This window comes from Nocardiopsis sp. NPDC057823, from assembly GCF_042797335.1.
Classification (GTDB): domain Bacteria; phylum Actinomycetota; class Actinomycetes; order Streptosporangiales; family Streptosporangiaceae; genus Nocardiopsis; species Nocardiopsis changdeensis.
On sequence record NZ_JBHVLR010000008.1, the window covers coordinates 1 to 17,776 of the forward strand.

Here is a 17,776-nt window from a genome sequence, read left to right on the forward strand (position 1 = left end):
CCGCAGGGGCCGGCCGCGCCCGGTCCGGGCCCGTCCCGGTGCGCCGCACCGGGACGGACACCGCGGGTCAGCCGTCGGACGCGATGCACTGGCTGAGCAGGTTGAGGTCCAGGTTGATGAGGCCGAGAGCGTTCTGCTCGTCGATGCACTCCTCGTAGGACTTCTGCCCGCCGACGGCCGTGGCCGGGGCGGCGTTGGCCACCCCCGCGCCCGCGCCGAGCAGGCCGGCGGCGAACAGACCCGTGACGGCGATCTTGAGAGCGGTACGCATGGAATCCCCCCGTTGCTCTGATCCGATGATCATTCGGGCACAACGCCCACCAGGGGGAATAACCCTTCGATCATGAATTGAAACGCTGCGCGTTCGCATCGGGCGCTCCGGCGGACTGTCGCGCGGAGTCTCAGCCGCTGTCCCGACGGCGGTCCGCTGGAGCCGGGTCGAAACGCAACTCGTTCTCGTCGAGGGCGTTCAGGACGGTCAGGTCTCCCCCGTCGAACCGGAAGCGGACGTCGACGCACCCCTTGCGTTCGAGGAGGTCGACCCCCCGCAGCTCCCGGCCGCGCAGCCCGTTCGGAGCGGGGTGGGCGTCGGGGCGCCGGCACAGCGTGAACCCCGGCCACCGGACCGGGGCCGCGGGGTCGACGGTGTTCCAGGTGATGGAGAGGTCGTCCAACCGGGCGTGGTCGACCTCCACCTGCTCGCCCTCGAAATCGAGGAGCACGGGGCAGTCGGCGAACCACTCGTCGCCTTCGACGTCCCAGACCAGCCAGGTCCGGGTCAGCCGCCGGCCGGCGAGCGCCCGCAGCCGGTCGCCGTAGGCGCCGACCGCGGCGGCGCCGACGACCCACCGGGGGCGGTAGCCCCCGATCCCGAAGTCGAACACGCGGGAACCTCCTCCTCAAGGCTCACAGACCCTCGGACCGGCGGGGCGCGGACGCCTCCTCCGGGCCTTCAGAACCCCGCCGGGCACCCCGCCGCCCCCGGCACAGGCACAGGAGAACGGTCCCGGGCCGCGGCGGGCGCGGGCCGCCGGGGCGGGGCGCCCCGGCGGCACGGCGGTCACTCGTACTCGGTGCCGCCCTTGCGCGTGAGGTAGGCGTCGGAGACGAACTTGGCGATCGCGCGGCCCGCCAGGACCGGCGAGTAGCGCTCGCGGGCGGGCCGGACCACCACGCCCTCGCGCATGTGGGCGGCGCGGCCGCTCCAGGTCTCGTCGCCCTGGGCCGCCTCGAACAGCGCGGCCTCGTCGTAGGGGCCGTTGTAGAGCTCGGGCACCGCGGGCAGGCCGACCTCGGCGAGCAGGCCCGGCAGGTCGGCGGCGTCGACCCAGGACACGGTGCCGTCGACGTCCAGGCGCACGTCGAAGACCGCGTACCCCGGCCGCTCGCTGCGCCCGTGCTCGCCGTAGCCCAGGTCCTGCACGCCGGCGCCGAACACCTCGCCGAACACGCCCACCCGGGCCGCGCCGAACTTCTCGGCGATCCGGCGGGCCGCATCGGGCACCCCGTGGGTCCTCACCGAGCGCCAGTACAGGTTGTCCTCGGCGAAGGCCAGCGCGAAGTTGCGCGACCCGTGCCCCTTGGAGGAGACGAACTCCTCGCCCGTCTCCGCGACCAGCGTGAACAGGCAGGCGGTGCCGTGGATCTTCTCCGTGGCCACCACCGGCTCGCCGGGGGTGAAGACGTCCGGGTAGCGCTTGGCGTTCTCCACCTCGATCCAGCGCAGCAGGTCCGGGGCGGCGACGACCTCCCCGCTCATGTGCACCGGGATCTCGGGCACCCACTTGGTGACGCCGAGCTCCGCGGCGAAGTCCGCGCCCTCCTCGTGGGCCGCCGCCAGGTCCCGGTCGGCCAGCGCCCGCGGGCTGCAGACGATGCCCTGGGAGATCTCGCCGCGCAGCCGGATCGCCTTGACCCGGTTGCGCCGGGAGCCCGCGAGCTTGCCGGTCAGGCCGAGCTCGTCGATGAGGCCGTCGGGCAGCAGGGCGTTCTCGGGGATGTAGACGGCCCAGTCACCGGTGCGGTAGGCGCCCTTGGCCACGACCGCGCGGAACAGGCCGACCTGGGCCAGTTCGAGCGCGTCGGCGTTGGGGTGGGGGTGGACGGTGAGCCTCTCCGCGGTGACCCGGAGGGTGGACATGGGGGTTCCTTTCCTGGTGAGGGGGCGCAGGGTCGTGCCGGGGCAGGGCAGGGGCCCGGGGGCGCGGGCGGCGGCGCCGGATCACCGGCGTCCCGGCGCCGGGCTCCCGGGGTCCCGCCACTATGGCCGAGGCGCCGTCCGGGCGACAACGCCTTTTCCCGCCGGGACCGGCCGCGTACGCCCGGGGCGGCGTTGGTATCCTGCCCGGGCCAGTCGTACCACTCCGGTGGTCAGGGAATCCGGTGCGAATCCGGAACTGACGCGCAGCGGTGAGGGGGACGGGCGGGGTACTGCGCCACTGGGGCGGGACCGTGCGGGCCGGGAACGGCGGTGCGGACCGGCCTGGGAAGGCACTCCGTCCGGGTGAGCCCGAGTCCGAAGACCTGCTGGCCCCGCGCGCCGACACCGCGCGGGCGACCCATGCCAGGCTCCGCGTCCGAGCCCCGACATGCAAGGCATCCCATGCACCGCCGTACGCCCCTCGCGGGCCCCCTGCTGCTCGTCCCCGTCCTACTGCTCACCGCCTGCTCCCCCGGCCCGGGGGACGGGCGGGCCGAGGCCGGCTCCGCCCCGGCCGACGGGGCGTCCCTCGACAACTGCGGGCACGAGGTGCCCCTCGGCGCTCCCCCCGAGCGGGTGGTCTCCCTCAACCAGGGCACCACCGAGATCCTGTACTCCCTGGGGCTCCAGGACCGCGTGGTCGGCACCGCCACCTGGACCGACCCGATCATGGAGGGCCTGGAGGAGGCCGACGAGGGCGTCCCGCGCCTGGCGGAGAACAACCCCTCGTTCGAGCGCGTCCTGGAGGCCGAGCCCGACTTCGTCACGGCGTCCTTCGAGTCCACCCTGGGCACCGGCGGCGTCGCCACCCGGGAGCAGTTCGAGGAGCTGGGCGTGGGCACCTACGTCTCCCCCTCGGACTGCGCCGCGGGCAAGGACAACGACAGCGGCGGCGACGGGTCGCGCAGCGAACCGCTGACCCTGGACGTCGTCTACGGGGAGATCGGCGACCTGGCCCGGGTCTTCGGGGTCCCCGAGCGCGGCGAGGAGCTCGTCGCCGGCCTGGAGGGCCGGGTGGAGGCCGCCACCGCGGACCTGGACGCCTCCGGGGTGTCCCTCATGTACTGGTTCGCGAACTCCGAGTCCCCCTACCTGGCCGGGTGCTGCGGGGCCCCGGGCGCCATCACCCGGGCGGTCGGCGCGGAGAACGCCTTCGACGACACCCACGACGAGTGGCCCCAGATCAACTGGGAGACCGTCGCCGACCGCGACCCGGACGTCATCGTGCTGGGCGACCTGACCCGCGAGTCGCAGACCGCCGAGACCGCCGCCGCCAAGATCGACTTCCTGGAGGGGCACCCCGCCACGCGGAACCTCACCGCGGTGCGCGAGGAGCGCTACATCCTGCTGAGCGGCCAGGCCATGAACCCGTCGATCCGCACCGTCGAGGGTGTGGAGCAGGTCGCCGCCGGACTGCGGGAACTCGGGCTCGCGCAGTGAGGGGCGCGCGCCTCGCGCTGCTCGTCCCGCTGGGCCTGTCGGCGGTGGCCGTGTCGGTCGCCGCGGCGGTGACCGTCGGCCCGGCCGACATCACCGTGGCCGAGGTCGGGCGCTCCGTGCTCGCCCGGCTCGGCCACGGACAGAGCCCCCTGTCGGTGCTGCGCGACGGCATCGTTTGGAACCTGCGCATGCCCCGCGCCCTGCTGGCCGCGGTGTGCGGGGCGGGGCTGGCGCTGTGCGGGGCGGTCATGCAGTCGCTGCTGCGCAACCCCCTGGCGGACCCCTTCGTGCTGGGGGTGTCCTCCGGCGCCTCCACGGGGGCCGTGCTCGTGATCGTCCTGGGCTGGGGCGCCGGAGCGGTGTCGCTGTCGGCGGGGGCCTTCGCCGGGGCGGTGCTGTCCTTCGGGACGGTGGTGCTGCTGTCCCACACCCTCGGCGGCGGCATGGACCGCGTCGTCCTGTCCGGGGTCGCGGCGATGCAGCTCTTCTCGGCCCTGACCTCGTTCGTGGTGCTGACCTCGGCGGACGCCGAGACCACGCGCGGGGTGCTGTTCTGGCTGCTGGGCTCGCTCTCCAGCGCGGGGTGGTCCGACGTGGCCCTGTGCTCGCTGGTGCTGGCCGCCGTACTGGCGGTCTGCCTGGCCAACACCGGCACCCTGGACGCCTTCGCCTTCGGGGAGGAGGCCGCCGCGCACCTGGGCGTGCGGGTGGCCCGGGCCCGCCTGGTGCTGCTGACCGTCACTGCGCTGCTCACGGCCGCGCTGGTCAGCGCCGCCGGGGCGATCGGGTTCGTGGGGCTGGTCCTCCCGCACGTCACCCGGATGCTCACCGGGGCCGGCCACGCCCGGCTGCTGCCGGTGGCCGCGCTGACCGGCGCCGTCTTCCTGGTGTGGGTGGACACGGCGGCGCGCACGCTGCTGGACCCGCGGGAGATCCCGGTGGGCGTGGTGACCTCGCTCATCGGCGTGCCGGCGTTCGTCGCCGTGCTGTACCGGACGAGGAGGGCGCTGTGACCGATCGCGGGACCACCCTGGCGGGAGCGCCCCCGCAGGCCGCGCCCCCGGAACGGGAGCGCGGGCTGCGGGCCGAGCGGGTCAGCCGCCCGGCGGGGGGGCGCCTGGTCGTGGACGGGGTCAGCCTGGCCCCGCGCCCCGGCGAGACGGTCGGGCTGCTGGGGCCGAACGGCTCGGGCAAGTCCACCCTGCTGCGGCTGCTGTCCGGTGTGCTGGCGCCCTCCTCCGGGGTCGTCGTCCTGGACGGCCGCCCGCTCGCCCGGACGCCCCGCAGGGCGGCGGCGCGGCGGGTGGCGGTCGTGGAGCAGCACGCGGAGGCGCGGACCGAGCTGACGGTCCGCGACGTGGTGGCGCTGGGGCGCATCCCCCACCGGCGCGCCTGGACGCCCGCGTCGGCCGCCGACGCCGCGGCGGTGGCGGCCGCGCTGGAGGCCACCGGGCTCGCCGGCCTGGCCGACCGGTCCTGGCAGACGCTGTCGGGCGGCGAGCGCCAGCGCGCCCAGATCGCCCGCGCCCTGGCCCAGGAGCCCGGGGAGCTGCTGCTGGACGAGCCGACCAACCACCTCGACATCCAGTACCAGCTGGACCTGATGGAGCTGGTCGTCGGCCTTCCGGTGACCACCGTGATCGCCATGCACGACCTGAACCTGGCCGCGATGTACTGCGACCGGCTGCTCGTGCTGCGCGGCGGCCGGGCGGTCGCCGGGGGGACGCCCGGCGAGGTGCTCACCCCCGCCCTCATCGGAGAGGTGTACGGGGTGCGCGCCGAGGTCGACGAGGGGCCCGGCCACCCGGTGGTCCGGTTCCTGCGCCGGACCCCGGCCCCTCCCCGGTCCCCGGACCGCCCCCTGCCCCCGGGCGGCCCCCGGGACGCCGCCCCGCCCGAACGCCCTCCTTCCGCGAACACCGACGGTCCCGACGAACCACAGCCCACGACCCCCTGGGGAGGTATCCGGCCATGACGGTACGGATCGCACTGCTGTCCACCTCTGACACCGACCTGCTCTCCGCGCGGGGGAGCGGCGCCGCCTACACGTGGGCGAACCCGTCCCGCGCCTCCGACGACGAGCTCGCCGCGGCCGTGGAGGGCGCCGGCCTGGTCGTGGTGCGGCTGCTGGGCTCGCCGCACGACCTGTGGCCGGGGCTGGCCGCCGTCCGGGAGCGGGGCGTCCCGCTGGTCGTGCTCGGCGGCGAGCAGCAGCCCAGCGCGGAGCTGATGGAGCACTCCACCGTGCCGATCGGGGCGGCCACCGACGCGCACCGCTACCTCGCCCAGGGCGGGCCCGCCAACCTGGCCCGGCTGCACGCCTTCCTGTCGGACACCGTCCTGCTGACCGGCGAGGGGTTCGAGCCTCCCCTGGAGATCCCGGCGTGGGGCTTCGCCGAGCGCGACCTCCCCGCCGGCCCCGGCCTGCCCCGGATCGGCATCCTGTACTACCGGGCCCACGAGGCGGGCGGCAACACGGCGTTCGCGCACGACCTGGCCGACGCGGTGGACGCCACCGGCCGGGCGGTGGGCGTGCCGGTGTTCGCCGGGTCGCTGCGCTCGGCGCCCGACGACCTGTACGAGGCGCTGGGCGCGTTCGACGCGCTGGTGGTGACCGTCCTGGCCGCGGGCGGCAGCACCCCCGCCACGGCGGGCGCGGGCGGGGACGACGAGGCCTGGGACGTGGAGCGCATGGCCGCCCTGGACGTCCCGGTCCTCCAGGGGCTGTGCCTGACGAGCCCGCGCGCCGCCTGGGAGGCGTCCGACGACGGCGTCACACCGCTGGACTCGGCGAGCCAGATCGCCATCCCCGAGTTCGACGGCCGCATCATCACCGTGCCGTTCTCCTTCAAGGAGATCGACCGGGACGGCCTGCCCCGCTACGTCGCCGACCCCGAGCGCTGCGCCCGCCTGGCCGGGATCGCGGTGGCGCACGCGCGGCTGCGGCACGTGCCGCCCGCCGAGAAGCGGATCGCGGTGGTGCTGTCGGCCTACCCCACCAAGCACGCCCGGATCGGCAACGCGGTCGGCCTGGACACGCCCCGGTCCCTGGTGCGCCTGCTGCGGCGGCTGCGCGAGGAGGGCTACGACCTCGGCGGGCCCGGAGACCTGCCCGGCCTGGACCTGCCCGACGAGGCGCGGGCGGGCGACGCGCTCGTCCACGCCCTGATCGCCGCGGGCGGCCAGGACGAGGAGTGGCTGACCTCCGGCCAGCTCACCGACGCCCACGTGCGCATCACCGCCCGGGAGTACGCCGAGTGGACCCGGGACCTGCCCGCGGAGCTGCGGGAGGCGGTGGCCGGGGCCTGGGGGCCCGCCCCGGGGAACCTCTACGTCAACGACGACGGCGAGATCGTGCTCGCCGCCCTGCGCGCGGGCAACGTCGTCGTCCTGGTGCAGCCGCCGCGCGGGTTCGGCGAGAACCCCATCGCGATCTACCACGACCCGGAACTGCCGCCCAGCCACCACTACCTGGCCGCCTACCGGTGGCTGGAGCACGGGTTCGGCGCCCACGCGGTCGTCCACCTGGGCAAGCACGGCTCGCTGGAGTGGCTGCCGGGCAAGAACGCCGCCCTGTCCGCGGCCTGCGCCACCGACGCGGCCCTGGGCGACCTGCCGCTGGTCTACCCGTTCCTGGTCAACGACCCGGGCGAGGGGGCCCAGGCCAAGCGGCGCGCCCACGCCACGGTCGTGGACCACCTGATCCCGCCGATGGCGCGCGCGGAGACCTACGGCGACATCGCCCGCCTGGAGCAGCTGCTGGACGAGCACGCCAACATCGCCGCCATGGACCCGGCGAAGCTGCCCGCGGTCCGCGGCGAGATCTGGGCGCTGATGCGGGCCGCGGAGATGCACCGCGACCTGGGCCTGGCCGAGCGCCCCGGCGACGAGGAGTTCGACGACTTCCTGCTGCACGTCGACGGCTGGCTGTGCGAGATCAAGGACACCCGGATCCGCGACGGCCTCCACGTGCTGGGCGCCGCCCCCGAGGGCGCGACACGGGTGGACCTGGTCCTGTCCGTGCTGCGCGCGGCCCAGGTGTGGGGCGGGGTGGGCGGGGCCGTGCCGGGGCTGCGCGCGGCGCTGGGCCTGAAGGAGGGCGCGCCGACCGCCGAGGTCGACGCGGTGGAGGCGGCCGCCCGAGCCCTGGTGGAGCGCATGGAGGCCGCGGGCTGGGACCCGGCCGCGGTGCCGGGCCTGCACGACGACGACCGGGTGCGCGCCGTGCTGGAGTTCGCCGCCGCGCAGGTCGTCCCGCGCCTGGCCCGCACCACCGACGAGATGGACCACGTCCTGCACGCCCTGGCGGGCGGGTTCGTCCCGGCGGGGCCGTCCGGGTCGCCCCTGCGGGGCCTGGTCAACGTCCTGCCGACCGGGCGCAACTTCTACACCGTGGACCCCCGCGCGGTGCCGTCGCGGCTCGCCTGGCAGACCGGCCAGGCCATGGCCGAGTCGCTGCTGCGCCGCCACCTGGAGGAGACGGGGACCTACCCGGAGTCGGTGGGCCTGTCGGTGTGGGGCACCTCGGCGATGCGCACGTCCGGCGACGACGTGGCCGAGGTGCTGGCCCTGCTGGGGGTGCGGCCCGAGTGGGACGAGGCGTCACGCCGGGTCGCGCGGCTGGACGTGGTGCCCGCGGAGGAGCTGGGGCGGCCGCGGATCGACGTCACGGTGCGCATCTCCGGCTTCTTCCGGGACGCCTTCCCGCACGTGGTCGCCATGATGGACGACGCCGTGGCGCTGGTGGCCGGGCTCGACGAGCCGGCCGAGCTCAACTTCGTGCGCGCGCACGCCCTGGCCGACCTGGAGTCGCACGGGGACCTGCGGCGGGCCACCACCCGGATCTTCGGCTCCGCGCCCGGGTCCTACGGGGCGGGCATCCTCCAGGTCGTGGAGTCGGGCAACTGGCGCGACGACCGCGACCTGGCCGAGGTGTACACCGCCTGGGGCGGTTTCGCCTACGGCCGCGGGCTCGACGGGGTCCCGGCCGCCGACGACATGCGCGCCAACTACCGGCGGATCAAGGTGGCGGCCAAGAACGTCGACAGCGCCGAGCACGACATCGCCGACTCCGACGACTACTTCCAGTACCACGGCGGCATGATCGCCACCGTGCGCGCGCTCACCGGCTCCGACCCCCGGGCGTACGTGGGCGACTCCACCTCGCCCGACGCGGTGCGCACCCGCACGCTGTCGGAGGAGACGGCCCGCGTGTTCCGGGCCCGGGTGGTGAACCCCCGCTGGATCGCCGCGATGCGGGGGCACGGCTACAAGGGCGCGTTCGAGCTGGCCGCCACGGTCGACTACCTCTTCGGGTTCGACGCCACGGCCGGGGTCGTCCACGACTGGATGTACGAGCGGCTCGCGGCGGAGTACGTGCTCGACGGGACCACGCAGGAGTTCCTGCGCGCGTCCAACCCGTGGGCGCTGCACGGCATCGTGGAGCGGTTGCACGAGGCGGCGCGGCGCGGCCTGTGGGCGGAGCCGGACCCCGCGACCCTCCAGGCGCTGACCGAGGTGTACCTGGAGGTCGAGGGCGACCTGGAGGAGCGGGCCGAGTGAGGGTGCGGATCCTGGGGATCGGTACGGGTCCCCGCCAGCTCACCGGGGAGGCGGCCGACGCCCTGCGGGGGTGCGACTACGCGGTCGCCGCCCGCAAGGGCGACGACGACGGGCTGCTGGCGCTGCGGCGGGCGGTCTGCGCGGCGTACGGCGTCCCGCTGGTGGAGGTGCCCGACCCCGTGCGGGACCGCGGCTCCGGGGACTACAAGGGGGCCGTGGCCGCCTGGCACGAGGCCCGGGTGCGCGCCTACGAGCGGGTGCTGGGCGAGCGCGGCGGGACGGCGGCGTTCCTGGTCTGGGGGGACCCCTCCCTGTACGACTCGACGCTGCGGATCGTGGAGGCCGTGGCCGCGCGGGGCGCCGTGCCGGTGGAGTACGACGTGCTGCCGGGGATCAGCGCCCCGCAGCTGCTCGCCGCGCGGCACCGGATCGTGCTGCACGGGGTGGGCGACCCGGTCCACGTCACCCCGGCCCGCCGCCTGGGGGAGGCGGTGGCCGCGGGCCACCGCGACATCGTCGTCATGCTGTCCGGGCGGCACGGGTTCGACGGCCTGGCGGACTGGTCCGTGTGGTGGGGTGCCAACCTGGGCACCGAGACCGAGGAACTGGTCGCGGGACGGGTCGGCGACGTGCTGCCCGAGATCGAGGAGGCCCGGCTGCGGGCCCGGGGGAAGGCGGGATGGGTCATGGACACCGCGCTGCTGCGGAGGCCGCGATGAGCACCGGGCCGAAGGCCACCACTGAGGGCGGAAGTCCGGAACGGCGCGAAGCGCCCGCGTCGGACGGTGGCGGGCGACGGGTGAGAAGTACCGGGCCGAAGGCCACCGCTGAGGGCGGAAGTCCACACCGGCGCGAAGCGCCCGCGTCGGACGGTGGCGGGCGACGGGTGGGAGGAGTGCTCGTCGCCGGGACCACCTCCGACGCGGGCAAGAGCGTGGTCACCACCGGCCTGTGCCGGGCCTTCGCGCGCCGCGGTGTGCGGGTCGCCCCGTACAAGGCGCAGAACATGTCCAACAACTCCATGGTCTGCCGGGGCCCGGACGGGCGGGCGGCGGAGATCGGCCGGGCGCAGTGGGTGCAGGCGCTGGCCGCGCGCGCCGAACCGGAGCCCGCGATGAACCCGGTGCTGCTCAAACCCGGCGGCGACCGGCGCAGCCACGTGGTGCTGATGGGCCATCCGGCGGGCGAGGTGTCCTCCGCGGACTGGGAGGCGGGCCGCCGCCACCTGGCCGAGGCGGCGCACGCCGCCTTCGACGACCTCGCGTCCAGGTACGACGTCGTCGTCGCCGAGGGCGCGGGCAGCCCCGCCGAGACCAACCTCCGGGCGGGCGACTACGTCAACATGGGGCTGGCCCGGCACGCGGACCTGCCCGCGGTGGTCGTGGGCGACATCGACCGGGGCGGGGTGTTCGCCGCCCTGTACGGCACGGTGGCGCTGCTGGAGCGGGCGGACCGCGACCTGGTCGCGGGTTTCGTCGTCAACAAGTTCCGGGGCGACCCCGCGCTCCTCGAACCGGGACTGGCGGACCTGGAGCGGCGCACGGGCCGGCGCGTCTACGGCGTCCTGCCGTGGGATCCCGGGCTGTGGCTGGACTCCGAGGACGCCCTGGACCTGGAGGGCCGGCGCGCGGACGGGGACCGGGTGCGGCGGGTGGCGGTGGTGCGCCTGCCCCGCATCAGCAACTTCACCGACGTGGACGCGCTCGGCCTGGAGCCGGACCTGGACGTGGTGTTCGCGTCGGGTCCGCGCGACCTCTCCGACGCCGACCTGGTGGTGCTGCCCGGCACCCGCGCCACCCTGGCCGACCTGGCGTGGCTGCGCTCGCGGGGGCTGGACCGGGCCGTGGTCGAGCACGCCCGCCGGGGGCGGCCGGTGCTGGGGATCTGCGGCGGGTTCCAGATGCTGGGCACCACGGTGGCCGACCCCGACGGGGTGGAGGCGCCCGGAGGGGCGCGGGCGCCGGGGCTGGGCCTGCTGGACGTGCGCACCGACTTCACCGCGGACAAGACCCTGGGGCTGCCGTCCGGGGAGGCGTTCGGTGTGCCCGTGAGCGGCTACGAGATCCACCACGGCACGGTGACGCGCGGGCCGGGGGCCGAGGCGTTCCCGGGCGGGGCGCGCGCGGGGGCGGTGTTCGGCACCCTGTGGCACGGCGCCCTGGAGGGCGACGCGTTCCGGGAGGCGTTCCTGGCCGAGGCGCTCGGGCACGGGGCGTCCGGCGTCCGGTTCGCCCCGGCCCGGGAGCGGCGCCTGGACCTGCTGGCCGACCTGGTGGAGGAGCACCTGGACGTCGACGCCCTGCTGGAGCTGGCGCTCGAGGGCGCCCCGCCGGGACTGCCCGAACCGCACCCCGGGGGTGCGCGGTGAGGCTGCTCCTGCTGGGCGGCACCTCCGAGGCCCGCGAACTGGCCGCGCTCCTGGTGGCGGCCGGGGTGGACGTCACCTCGTCGCTGGCCGGGCGGGTGGCGCGGCCGCGCCTGCCGGAGGGCCGGGTCCGCATCGGCGGCTTCGGCGGGGTGGCCGGGCTGCGGGCGGCGCTCGCGGACTACGACGCGGTCGTGGACGCCACCCACCCCTTCGCCCTGGGCATGTCGGCGAACGCGGCCGCGGCCTGCACGGACCTGCCGCTGCTACGGCTGGAGAGGCCCGGGTGGGAACCGGAGCCGGGCTGGCACCACGCCGCCGACCACGGGGAGGCGGCCCGGACGGCCGCGCGGCTGGGCTCCCGGCCGTTCCTGACCGTGGGGCGCCAGGAGCTGGCGCGGTTCGTCCCGGCCCTGGGCGGGCTCCCGGTCCTGGCCCGGGTGGTGGACGCGCCGGATCAGGCGCCGCCCGCCCCCTGGCGGCTGGTGACCGGGCGGGGGCCGTACACGCTGGACGGCGAGCGCGGCCTCATGGCCGGACACGGGTCGGATGTGCTGGTCACCAAGAACTCGGGCGGGACCTACACCCGGCCCAAGCTGGAGGCCGCGCGCTTGCTGGGCGTCCCGGTCGTGGTGGTGCGGCGCCCGCCGGGGCCCGCGGGTGTGCCCGTGGTGCACGACGTGGCGTCGGCGTTCGCCTGGGTGCGCGGCCTGGGCTGAGCGGCCCCGACCGATTCCGCGCGCACCGGTCGGCGCGGGTCACCGGGCACCGTCCCGGGGCTCACGCCCGCGCGGACAGGGCGGGCGCCGACCGCTCCGCGACCGCCTCCAGAACGGCCAGGAACCTCGCGGTGGCCTCGGGCGGGCGTACGGCCACCCGTACCCAGGAGGCGTCCAGGCCGGGGAAGGTGTCGGCCCGCCGCACCGCGACACCGCCCGCGCGCAGGCGGGTGTGGACGCCCTCCCCGACCCGGACCAGCACGAACGGGGCGCGGGAGGGGACGGGCTCCAGCCCGGCCCGGCGCAGCCCGGCCTCCAGCGTGTCCCGCCACCCGTCCAGGGTGCGGGCGCGCTCGGTCGCCTCGGCCGCCGCCCGCGGGTCCGCCGTGCAGGCGACCATGGCCGCGACGGCGGGCGCGGACACCGACCAGGGCGTCTGCCCGCGGGCCAGCTCCCGGACCACCGCCGGGTCGCCGACGACGTACCCGGCGCGGATGCCGGGGATCGACCAGTGCTTGGTGAGGCTGCGCAGGACCACCACCCCCTCCAGCTCCTCCCCCGCCAGCGACTCCGGCTCGCCGGGGACGGCGTCCATGAACGCCTCGTCCACGGCCAGCAGGCGCCCGGGGCGGCGCAGGGCGCGCAGCACCCGGGCCGGGTGCAGGACCCCGGTGGGGTTGGTGGGGTTGCCCACCACCACGAGGTCGGCGTCCTCGGGGACGGCCTCGGGGCGGAGCGCGAAGCCGTCCCCGGCGGTGCACAGCACCGGGGTGACGCGGTGTCCGGCCTGTTCCAGCGCGGCGTGCGGCTCGGTGAACTGGGGGTGCACGACCACCGGCCGGCGCCAGGGCCGCAGCCGGGCCAGGAGCGTGAACGCCTCCGCGGCGCCGGCGGTGGGCAGGACGGCGTCGGGTCCGCGGCCGTGGTGGTGGGCGATCGCAGCGCGGGCGGGGCGGGGGTCGGGGTAGGCGGCGGCGTCGGCCAGGCTCGCGTGCAGGGCCCGGTCGAGCCAGGCGGGGCGCGGCCCCGCGTACACGTTGACGGCCAGGTCCAGCAGCCCGTCGCCGGTCTCGGCGTCGCCGTGGTGGCGCAGCGGGTCCGCGGGGAGCGCGCCGCCGGAAGGGCCGGGGGCGGCACCCGTGTGCGCACCATCGGGAAGGCCCGGAGTGGCACCCGCGCCCGCCGCCGCGGAGACAGCGCCGGTATGTGCGCCGCTGTCCGTGGCCGCGGGCGCGCCGGAGGCGGCGGCCTCGGCGAAGCGGGCGGCGAGCCGGGGGTGCCCGGCCCAGTGGACGTGCAGGTAGGACGCGTGCAGGGTGGGCGAGGCGAACCCCTCCGCGGCGCCCTCGATCTCCCAGGCGGGGCCGTCCGCCCCGGTCTCCGGGGTGACGCGGGTGCGGTGGAACTCGTGGCCGGTCACCCTCTCCCCCGCCCGGGCCAGCAGCGTGTCCCCCGGGGAGACCGCCTCCGGGTAGCGCAGTGTCAGGCGGTCGGTCATCCGGGCGTCGGCCCGCACCGCCCCGACCATGGGGCGCCCGTCCAGGGAACGGGCGAGGTAGAGCAGCCCCGCGCACTCGGCGACGGTGGGGACCCCGTCCCGCACCGCTTCGCCGAGTTCGGCGGCCAGGGAGCGGTTGGCGGCCAGGGAGCCCGCGTACACCTCGGGGAAGCCGCCGCCGAGGTAGATCCCGCGGGTCCCGGCGGGCAGCCCGGTGTCGGTGAGCGGGTCGAACGCCCGCACGTCGCACCCGGCCGCGCGCAGCAGCTCCTCCGTCTCCGGGTAGCGGAAGGTGAAGGCGCGCCCCTGGGCCACCGCCACCACCGGTCGGCGCCCGCCCGTGCGGGAGCCGACCGCGTCGGGCGGGTCCCAGGGCCGGGCGTCCAGGGCGGGGGCGGAGCGGGCCAGCTCCAGCACCGCGTCCAGGTCGACGTGGGCGGCGATGTGCTCGCCCAGGCGGGCCACCACCCGCTCCGACTCCGCCCGTTCGGCGGCCGGGACCAGGCCCAGGTGCCGGGAGGGGCGCGCGATCCGCTCGTCGTGGGGGACGGCGCCCAGCACCGGCAGGCGGGTGGAGCGGGTGATCTCCGCGGTGTTGCGCGCCGACCCGGCGCGGTTGAGGATCACGCCCACGACATCGACCGACGGGTCGTAGTCGGCCATGCCCGCCAGCAGGGCGCCCGCGGAGCGGGACATGCGGGACACGTCCACGACCAGGACCACGGGGGTCCGGGTGAGGGCCGCGACGTGCGCCGACGAGGAGAACCCGCCCGTTCCGATCCGCCCGTCGTGCAGCCCCATGACCCCCTCGACGACGGCGGCGTCCGCGCCGCGCGCCCCGTGCAGGAGCAGCGGCGCCACCCGGTCCTCCCCCACCAGGTGGGGGTCGAGGTTGCGGCCGGGGCGGCCGGTGGCCAGGGCGTGGTAGCCGGGGTCGATGTAGTCGGGGCCGACCTTGTGGCCGCTCACGGTGTGCCCGGCGGCGCGGAGCGCGGCCATGAGCCCGGTCGCGACCGTGGTCTTGCCCTGGCCCGTCATGGGGGCGGCGACCATGACCCGGGGCAGGGCCGTCACCATTCGATGCCCCGCTGCCCCTTGCGGCCCGCGTCCATGGGGTGTTTGACCTTGGCCATCTCGGTGACCAGGTCGGCGGCCTCCACCAGCCGGGGGTCGGCGCGCCTGCCGGTGACCACCACGTGCTGGCGCCCGGGGCGGTCGCGCAGGGTCGCCACGACGTCGTCGACGTCGACCCAGCCCCAGTTCAGGGGGTAGGTGAACTCGTCGAGGATGAGCAGGTCGTGGCGCTGGTCGGCGAGCCTGCGCTTGATCTCCGCCCAGCCCTCGGCCGCGTCCGCGGCGTGGTCCTCCGCGCTGCCGGGGCGGCGGCTCCAGGACCAGCCCGAGCCCATCTTGTGCCACTCCACGGGGCCGCCCTCGCCGGTCTCCTCGTGGAGCCGGCCCAGGCGTTCGAGCACGGTCTGCTCGCCGATGCGCCACTTCGCCGACTTCACGAACTGGAACACCCCGATCCGCCAGCCCTGGTTCCAGCCGCGCAGGGCGAGCCCGAACGCCGCGGTCGACTTGCCCTTTCCGTCGCCGGTGTGGACCGCGAGCACCGGCTGGTTGCGGCGCTGGCGCGTGGTGAGCCCGTCGTCGGGGACCACGAGCGGCTTTCCCTGCGGCATCAGGCGGCCCTCTCCCTCACCGCGCCGCCCAGGGCGGCGGCGCTGACCTCGGACACGGGGATGTGGTCGGCGCCCAGCCTGCGGGCGAGGCCGGCGGCCAGCCCCAGCCGCAGCGGACCGGACTCGCCGTCCACGACGACGGTGGTCACGCCCAGCGCGGCGACGTGGTCGGCGGCCGCCAGCGAACGGCCGACGGAGCCCGGGCCGGCGGTGGCCCGGCCGTCGGTCACCAGGACGAGCAGCGGGCGCTGGCGCGGGTCGCGCAGGCGTTCGCGCCGCAGGACCCGGGCGGCCTCCAGCAGGCCCTCGGCGAGGGGGGTGCGGCCTCCGGCGGGCAGCCCGTCCAGGCGGGCGGCGGCGGTGTCCACCGACCGGGTCGGCGGCAGCACCAGTTCGGCGCCCGTCCCCCGGAAGGTCACGAGGCCGACCTTGTCGCGGCGCCGGTAGGCGTCCAGGAGCAGGGACAGGATCGCGGTCTTGACCTCGCCCATGCGCTTGCGCGCCGCCATGGAGCCCGACGCGTCGACGCAGAACAGCACCAGGTTGCTCTCCTGGCCCTCACGCACCGCGACGCGCAGGTCGCGGGGCAGCAGGCCGATCCGGCCGCCGCCGTGCGGGCGGGAGGCCGCGGCCTTGACGGTCTCCACCAGGTGGAGCGAACCGCCCGGGCCCCGGCCCGGCGGCTGCGCCCCGATCCTGCGGCCCCGGGTGCCGATGGCGCGGCTGCGGCGGCCGTCGGCGCCCGCTCCCGCGCCGCGCACCGTGAGCGTGCGGGGGCGGTAGGGGGCGGCGGCCTTCGCGGTGACGGAGGGGGCGGCGCCGGCCGGGGTCCCGGGGGCTGCGTCGTCGGGGCCCGCGGGGGGCTGTGGAGCGGGGGCGTGCTCGGCGCTGCCGATCCCGTCGCCGTCCCCGGAGGGCCCGGCCTCAGGGGACCCGGCGTCGGGACTCTGGCCGTCCCCGGGGGCGTCCGGGGCCTGCGGAGCGTCGGCGTCCCCGGGGCCGCCGTCTTCGGCGGGGCCGTCCGCCCCGTCCGGCCCCGGCGGCCGCGGGGGGTCGGGCGGCGGGTCCCCGTCGCCGAGGACCCGGTCGAGGAGCTCCTCGTCCAGGCCTGGAGCGTCGAAGGGGTTGCGGCGCCGCCGGTGCGGCAGCGCCAGCAGGGCGGCGCGGCGGATGTCGGCCCGGGTGACGAAGGCCCGGCCCTCCCAGGCGGCGTGCGCCAGGGCCGTGCGGGCGGTGACGATGTCGGCGCGCAGGCCGTCGACCTCGAACGCCGCGCACACCTGCGCGATCTTCAGCAGCGCGGCCTCGGAGAGCCGGGCGCCCCGGACGGTGTCCCGGGCCGCGGCGATGCGCTCGGCGAGCGCCTTCTCCGCGGCCCCGTAGCGGTCGGCGAAGGCCGCGGCGTCGGAGTCGTAGGCCATGCGCCTGCGGACCACCTCGACGCGGGCGGCGGGGTCGGCGGGCGCGCGGACCTCGACGGTGAGCCCGAACCGGTCCAGGAGCTGCGGGCGCAGTTCGCCCTCCTCGGGGTTCATCGTGCCGATGAGCAGGAACCGGGCGGGGTGCTCCACGGAGAACCCGTCGCGCTCCACGGTCACCCGGCCGGTCGCGGCGGCGTCGAGGAGGAGGTCGACCAGGTGGTCGTGGAGCAGGTTGACCTCGTCCACGTAGAGGAGGCCCCGGTGGGCGCGGGCCAGCAGCCCTGGCTCGTAGGCGACCCTGCCGTGCGTGAGCGCCTGCTCCAGGTGCAGGGAGCCCAGCACCCGGTCCTCGGTGGCGCCCACGGGCAGCTCGACCAGGCGCACCGGGCGGCTCTCCACGGCCGTGCCGGGCGGGAACGGCCCGTCCGGGGACTCCTGCGCGGGGTCGGCGGGGTCGACGGAGAAGCGGTCGCCCGGGTGGACCTCAACCGGGGGCAGCAGGGGGGCGAGGGCGCGCACCGCCGTGGACTTGGCGGTGCCCTTCTCCCCGCGCACCAGGACGCCCCCGATCTCGGGGGAGACGCTGGCCAGGACCAGGGCCAGGCCCAGGTCGTCCAGCGGTTCGGTGTCGCAGCCGACGATCGCCGAAAAGGGGTAGTGCGATGGCCGCAATGGCATGTGAGGCTCCCGCTCGTTTCGCCATGGGTCTGAACGGGTGCGGGGCCGGTCTTCGGACTTGCCGGGTCCCCCTCCTCGGGGGCTCGGTTCACCGCAGCGGGCCTGTGCCGGAATCTCACCGGCTTCCCAGATTCTCCCCGACCGCCCTTCCCACCGTTTCCGAAGGTGGGGAGGCCGGGGCACCTCGCACCAGGGTTCGACGATAGCG

13 protein-coding genes and 2 riboswitches are annotated in these 17,776 nt (G+C 76.5%); of the genes, 7 read left to right on the forward strand and 6 right to left on the reverse strand.

Features of this window, described 5'->3' with window-relative positions:
• Positions 1-67: 67 nt before the first annotated feature.
• From ACFVNO_RS15265 to ACFVNO_RS15275, 3 genes are all read right to left on the reverse strand, one after another.
• A complete protein-coding gene (locus tag ACFVNO_RS15265) occupies positions 68-271 on the reverse strand; it encodes a hypothetical protein (RefSeq protein WP_378892984.1) in 204 nt (67 codons plus the stop codon).
• A 130-nt stretch (positions 272-401) separates the two neighbouring features.
• Positions 402-884 (reverse strand): hypothetical protein, encoded by a 483-nt coding sequence (locus ACFVNO_RS15270; protein ID WP_378892987.1) that lies wholly within the window; start codon positions 882-884, stop codon positions 402-404.
• Positions 885-1,060: 176 nt separating this feature from the next.
• Entirely contained in the window at positions 1,061-2,140 is a 1,080-nt protein-coding gene (locus ACFVNO_RS15275; RefSeq protein ID WP_355268259.1) for an RNA ligase (ATP), read from the reverse strand.
• Between the two features lie 193 nt (positions 2,141-2,333).
• Positions 2,334-2,546, forward strand: a riboswitch (cobalamin riboswitch).
• Positions 2,547-2,602: 56 nt separating this feature from the next.
• Between ACFVNO_RS15275 and ACFVNO_RS15280 the strand changes: the two genes are divergently transcribed.
• From ACFVNO_RS15280 to ACFVNO_RS15310, 7 genes are all read left to right on the forward strand, one after another.
• Positions 2,603-3,640, forward strand: coding sequence for an ABC transporter substrate-binding protein (locus tag ACFVNO_RS15280; protein WP_355268256.1), 1,038 nt, complete (start codon positions 2,603-2,605; stop codon positions 3,638-3,640).
• Positions 3,637-4,653, forward strand: a complete 1,017-nt coding sequence (locus ACFVNO_RS15285) for a FecCD family ABC transporter permease (protein ID WP_378892991.1) — start codon at positions 3,637-3,639, stop codon at positions 4,651-4,653. Before ACFVNO_RS15280 ends, ACFVNO_RS15285 begins: the two co-directional genes overlap by 4 nt.
• Before the next feature lie 17 nt (positions 4,654-4,670).
• Entirely contained in the window at positions 4,671-5,615 is a 945-nt protein-coding gene (locus ACFVNO_RS15290) for an ABC transporter ATP-binding protein (RefSeq protein WP_378893402.1), read from the forward strand.
• Positions 5,612-9,202 (forward strand): cobaltochelatase subunit CobN, encoded by a 3,591-nt coding sequence (cobN, locus tag ACFVNO_RS15295; protein WP_378892994.1) that lies wholly within the window; start codon positions 5,612-5,614, stop codon positions 9,200-9,202. The genes ACFVNO_RS15290 and cobN overlap by 4 nt, the downstream gene beginning before the upstream one ends.
• Positions 9,199-9,921, forward strand: a complete 723-nt coding sequence (cobF, locus tag ACFVNO_RS15300) for a precorrin-6A synthase (deacetylating) (protein WP_220560763.1) — start codon at positions 9,199-9,201, stop codon at positions 9,919-9,921. The genes cobN and cobF overlap by 4 nt, the downstream gene beginning before the upstream one ends.
• Positions 9,922-10,088: 167 nt before the next feature.
• Complete coding sequence (locus ACFVNO_RS15305) at positions 10,089-11,570, forward strand: cobyric acid synthase (RefSeq protein ID WP_378892998.1); 1,482 nt, start codon at positions 10,089-10,091, stop codon at positions 11,568-11,570.
• The gene (locus ACFVNO_RS15310) at positions 11,567-12,286 is read left to right on the forward strand and encodes a cobalt-precorrin-6A reductase (protein WP_355268245.1); all 720 of its coding nucleotides are present in this window, start codon (positions 11,567-11,569) and stop codon (positions 12,284-12,286) included. Before ACFVNO_RS15305 ends, ACFVNO_RS15310 begins: the two co-directional genes overlap by 4 nt.
• Positions 12,287-12,347: 61 nt before the next feature.
• On the opposite strand, the gene ACFVNO_RS15315 is transcribed toward ACFVNO_RS15310, so the two are convergent.
• From ACFVNO_RS15315 to ACFVNO_RS15325, 3 genes are read right to left on the reverse strand one after another with little or no spacing between them, the layout of a single operon-like run.
• Entirely contained in the window at positions 12,348-14,861 is a 2,514-nt protein-coding gene (locus ACFVNO_RS15315; protein ID WP_378893001.1) for a cobyrinate a,c-diamide synthase, read from the reverse strand.
• Positions 14,855-15,469: a cob(I)yrinic acid a,c-diamide adenosyltransferase gene (gene cobO / locus ACFVNO_RS15320; RefSeq protein ID WP_355268239.1), complete on the reverse strand. Its 615-nt coding sequence runs from the start codon at positions 15,467-15,469 to the stop codon at positions 14,855-14,857. Before cobO ends, ACFVNO_RS15315 begins: the two co-directional genes overlap by 7 nt.
• Positions 15,469-17,568, reverse strand: a complete 2,100-nt coding sequence (locus tag ACFVNO_RS15325) for a VWA domain-containing protein (protein WP_378893004.1) — start codon at positions 17,566-17,568, stop codon at positions 15,469-15,471. The genes cobO and ACFVNO_RS15325 overlap by 1 nt, the downstream gene beginning before the upstream one ends.
• A 25-nt stretch (positions 17,569-17,593) precedes the next feature.
• Positions 17,594-17,732, reverse strand: a riboswitch (cobalamin riboswitch).
• Positions 17,733-17,776 lie beyond the last annotated feature (44 nt).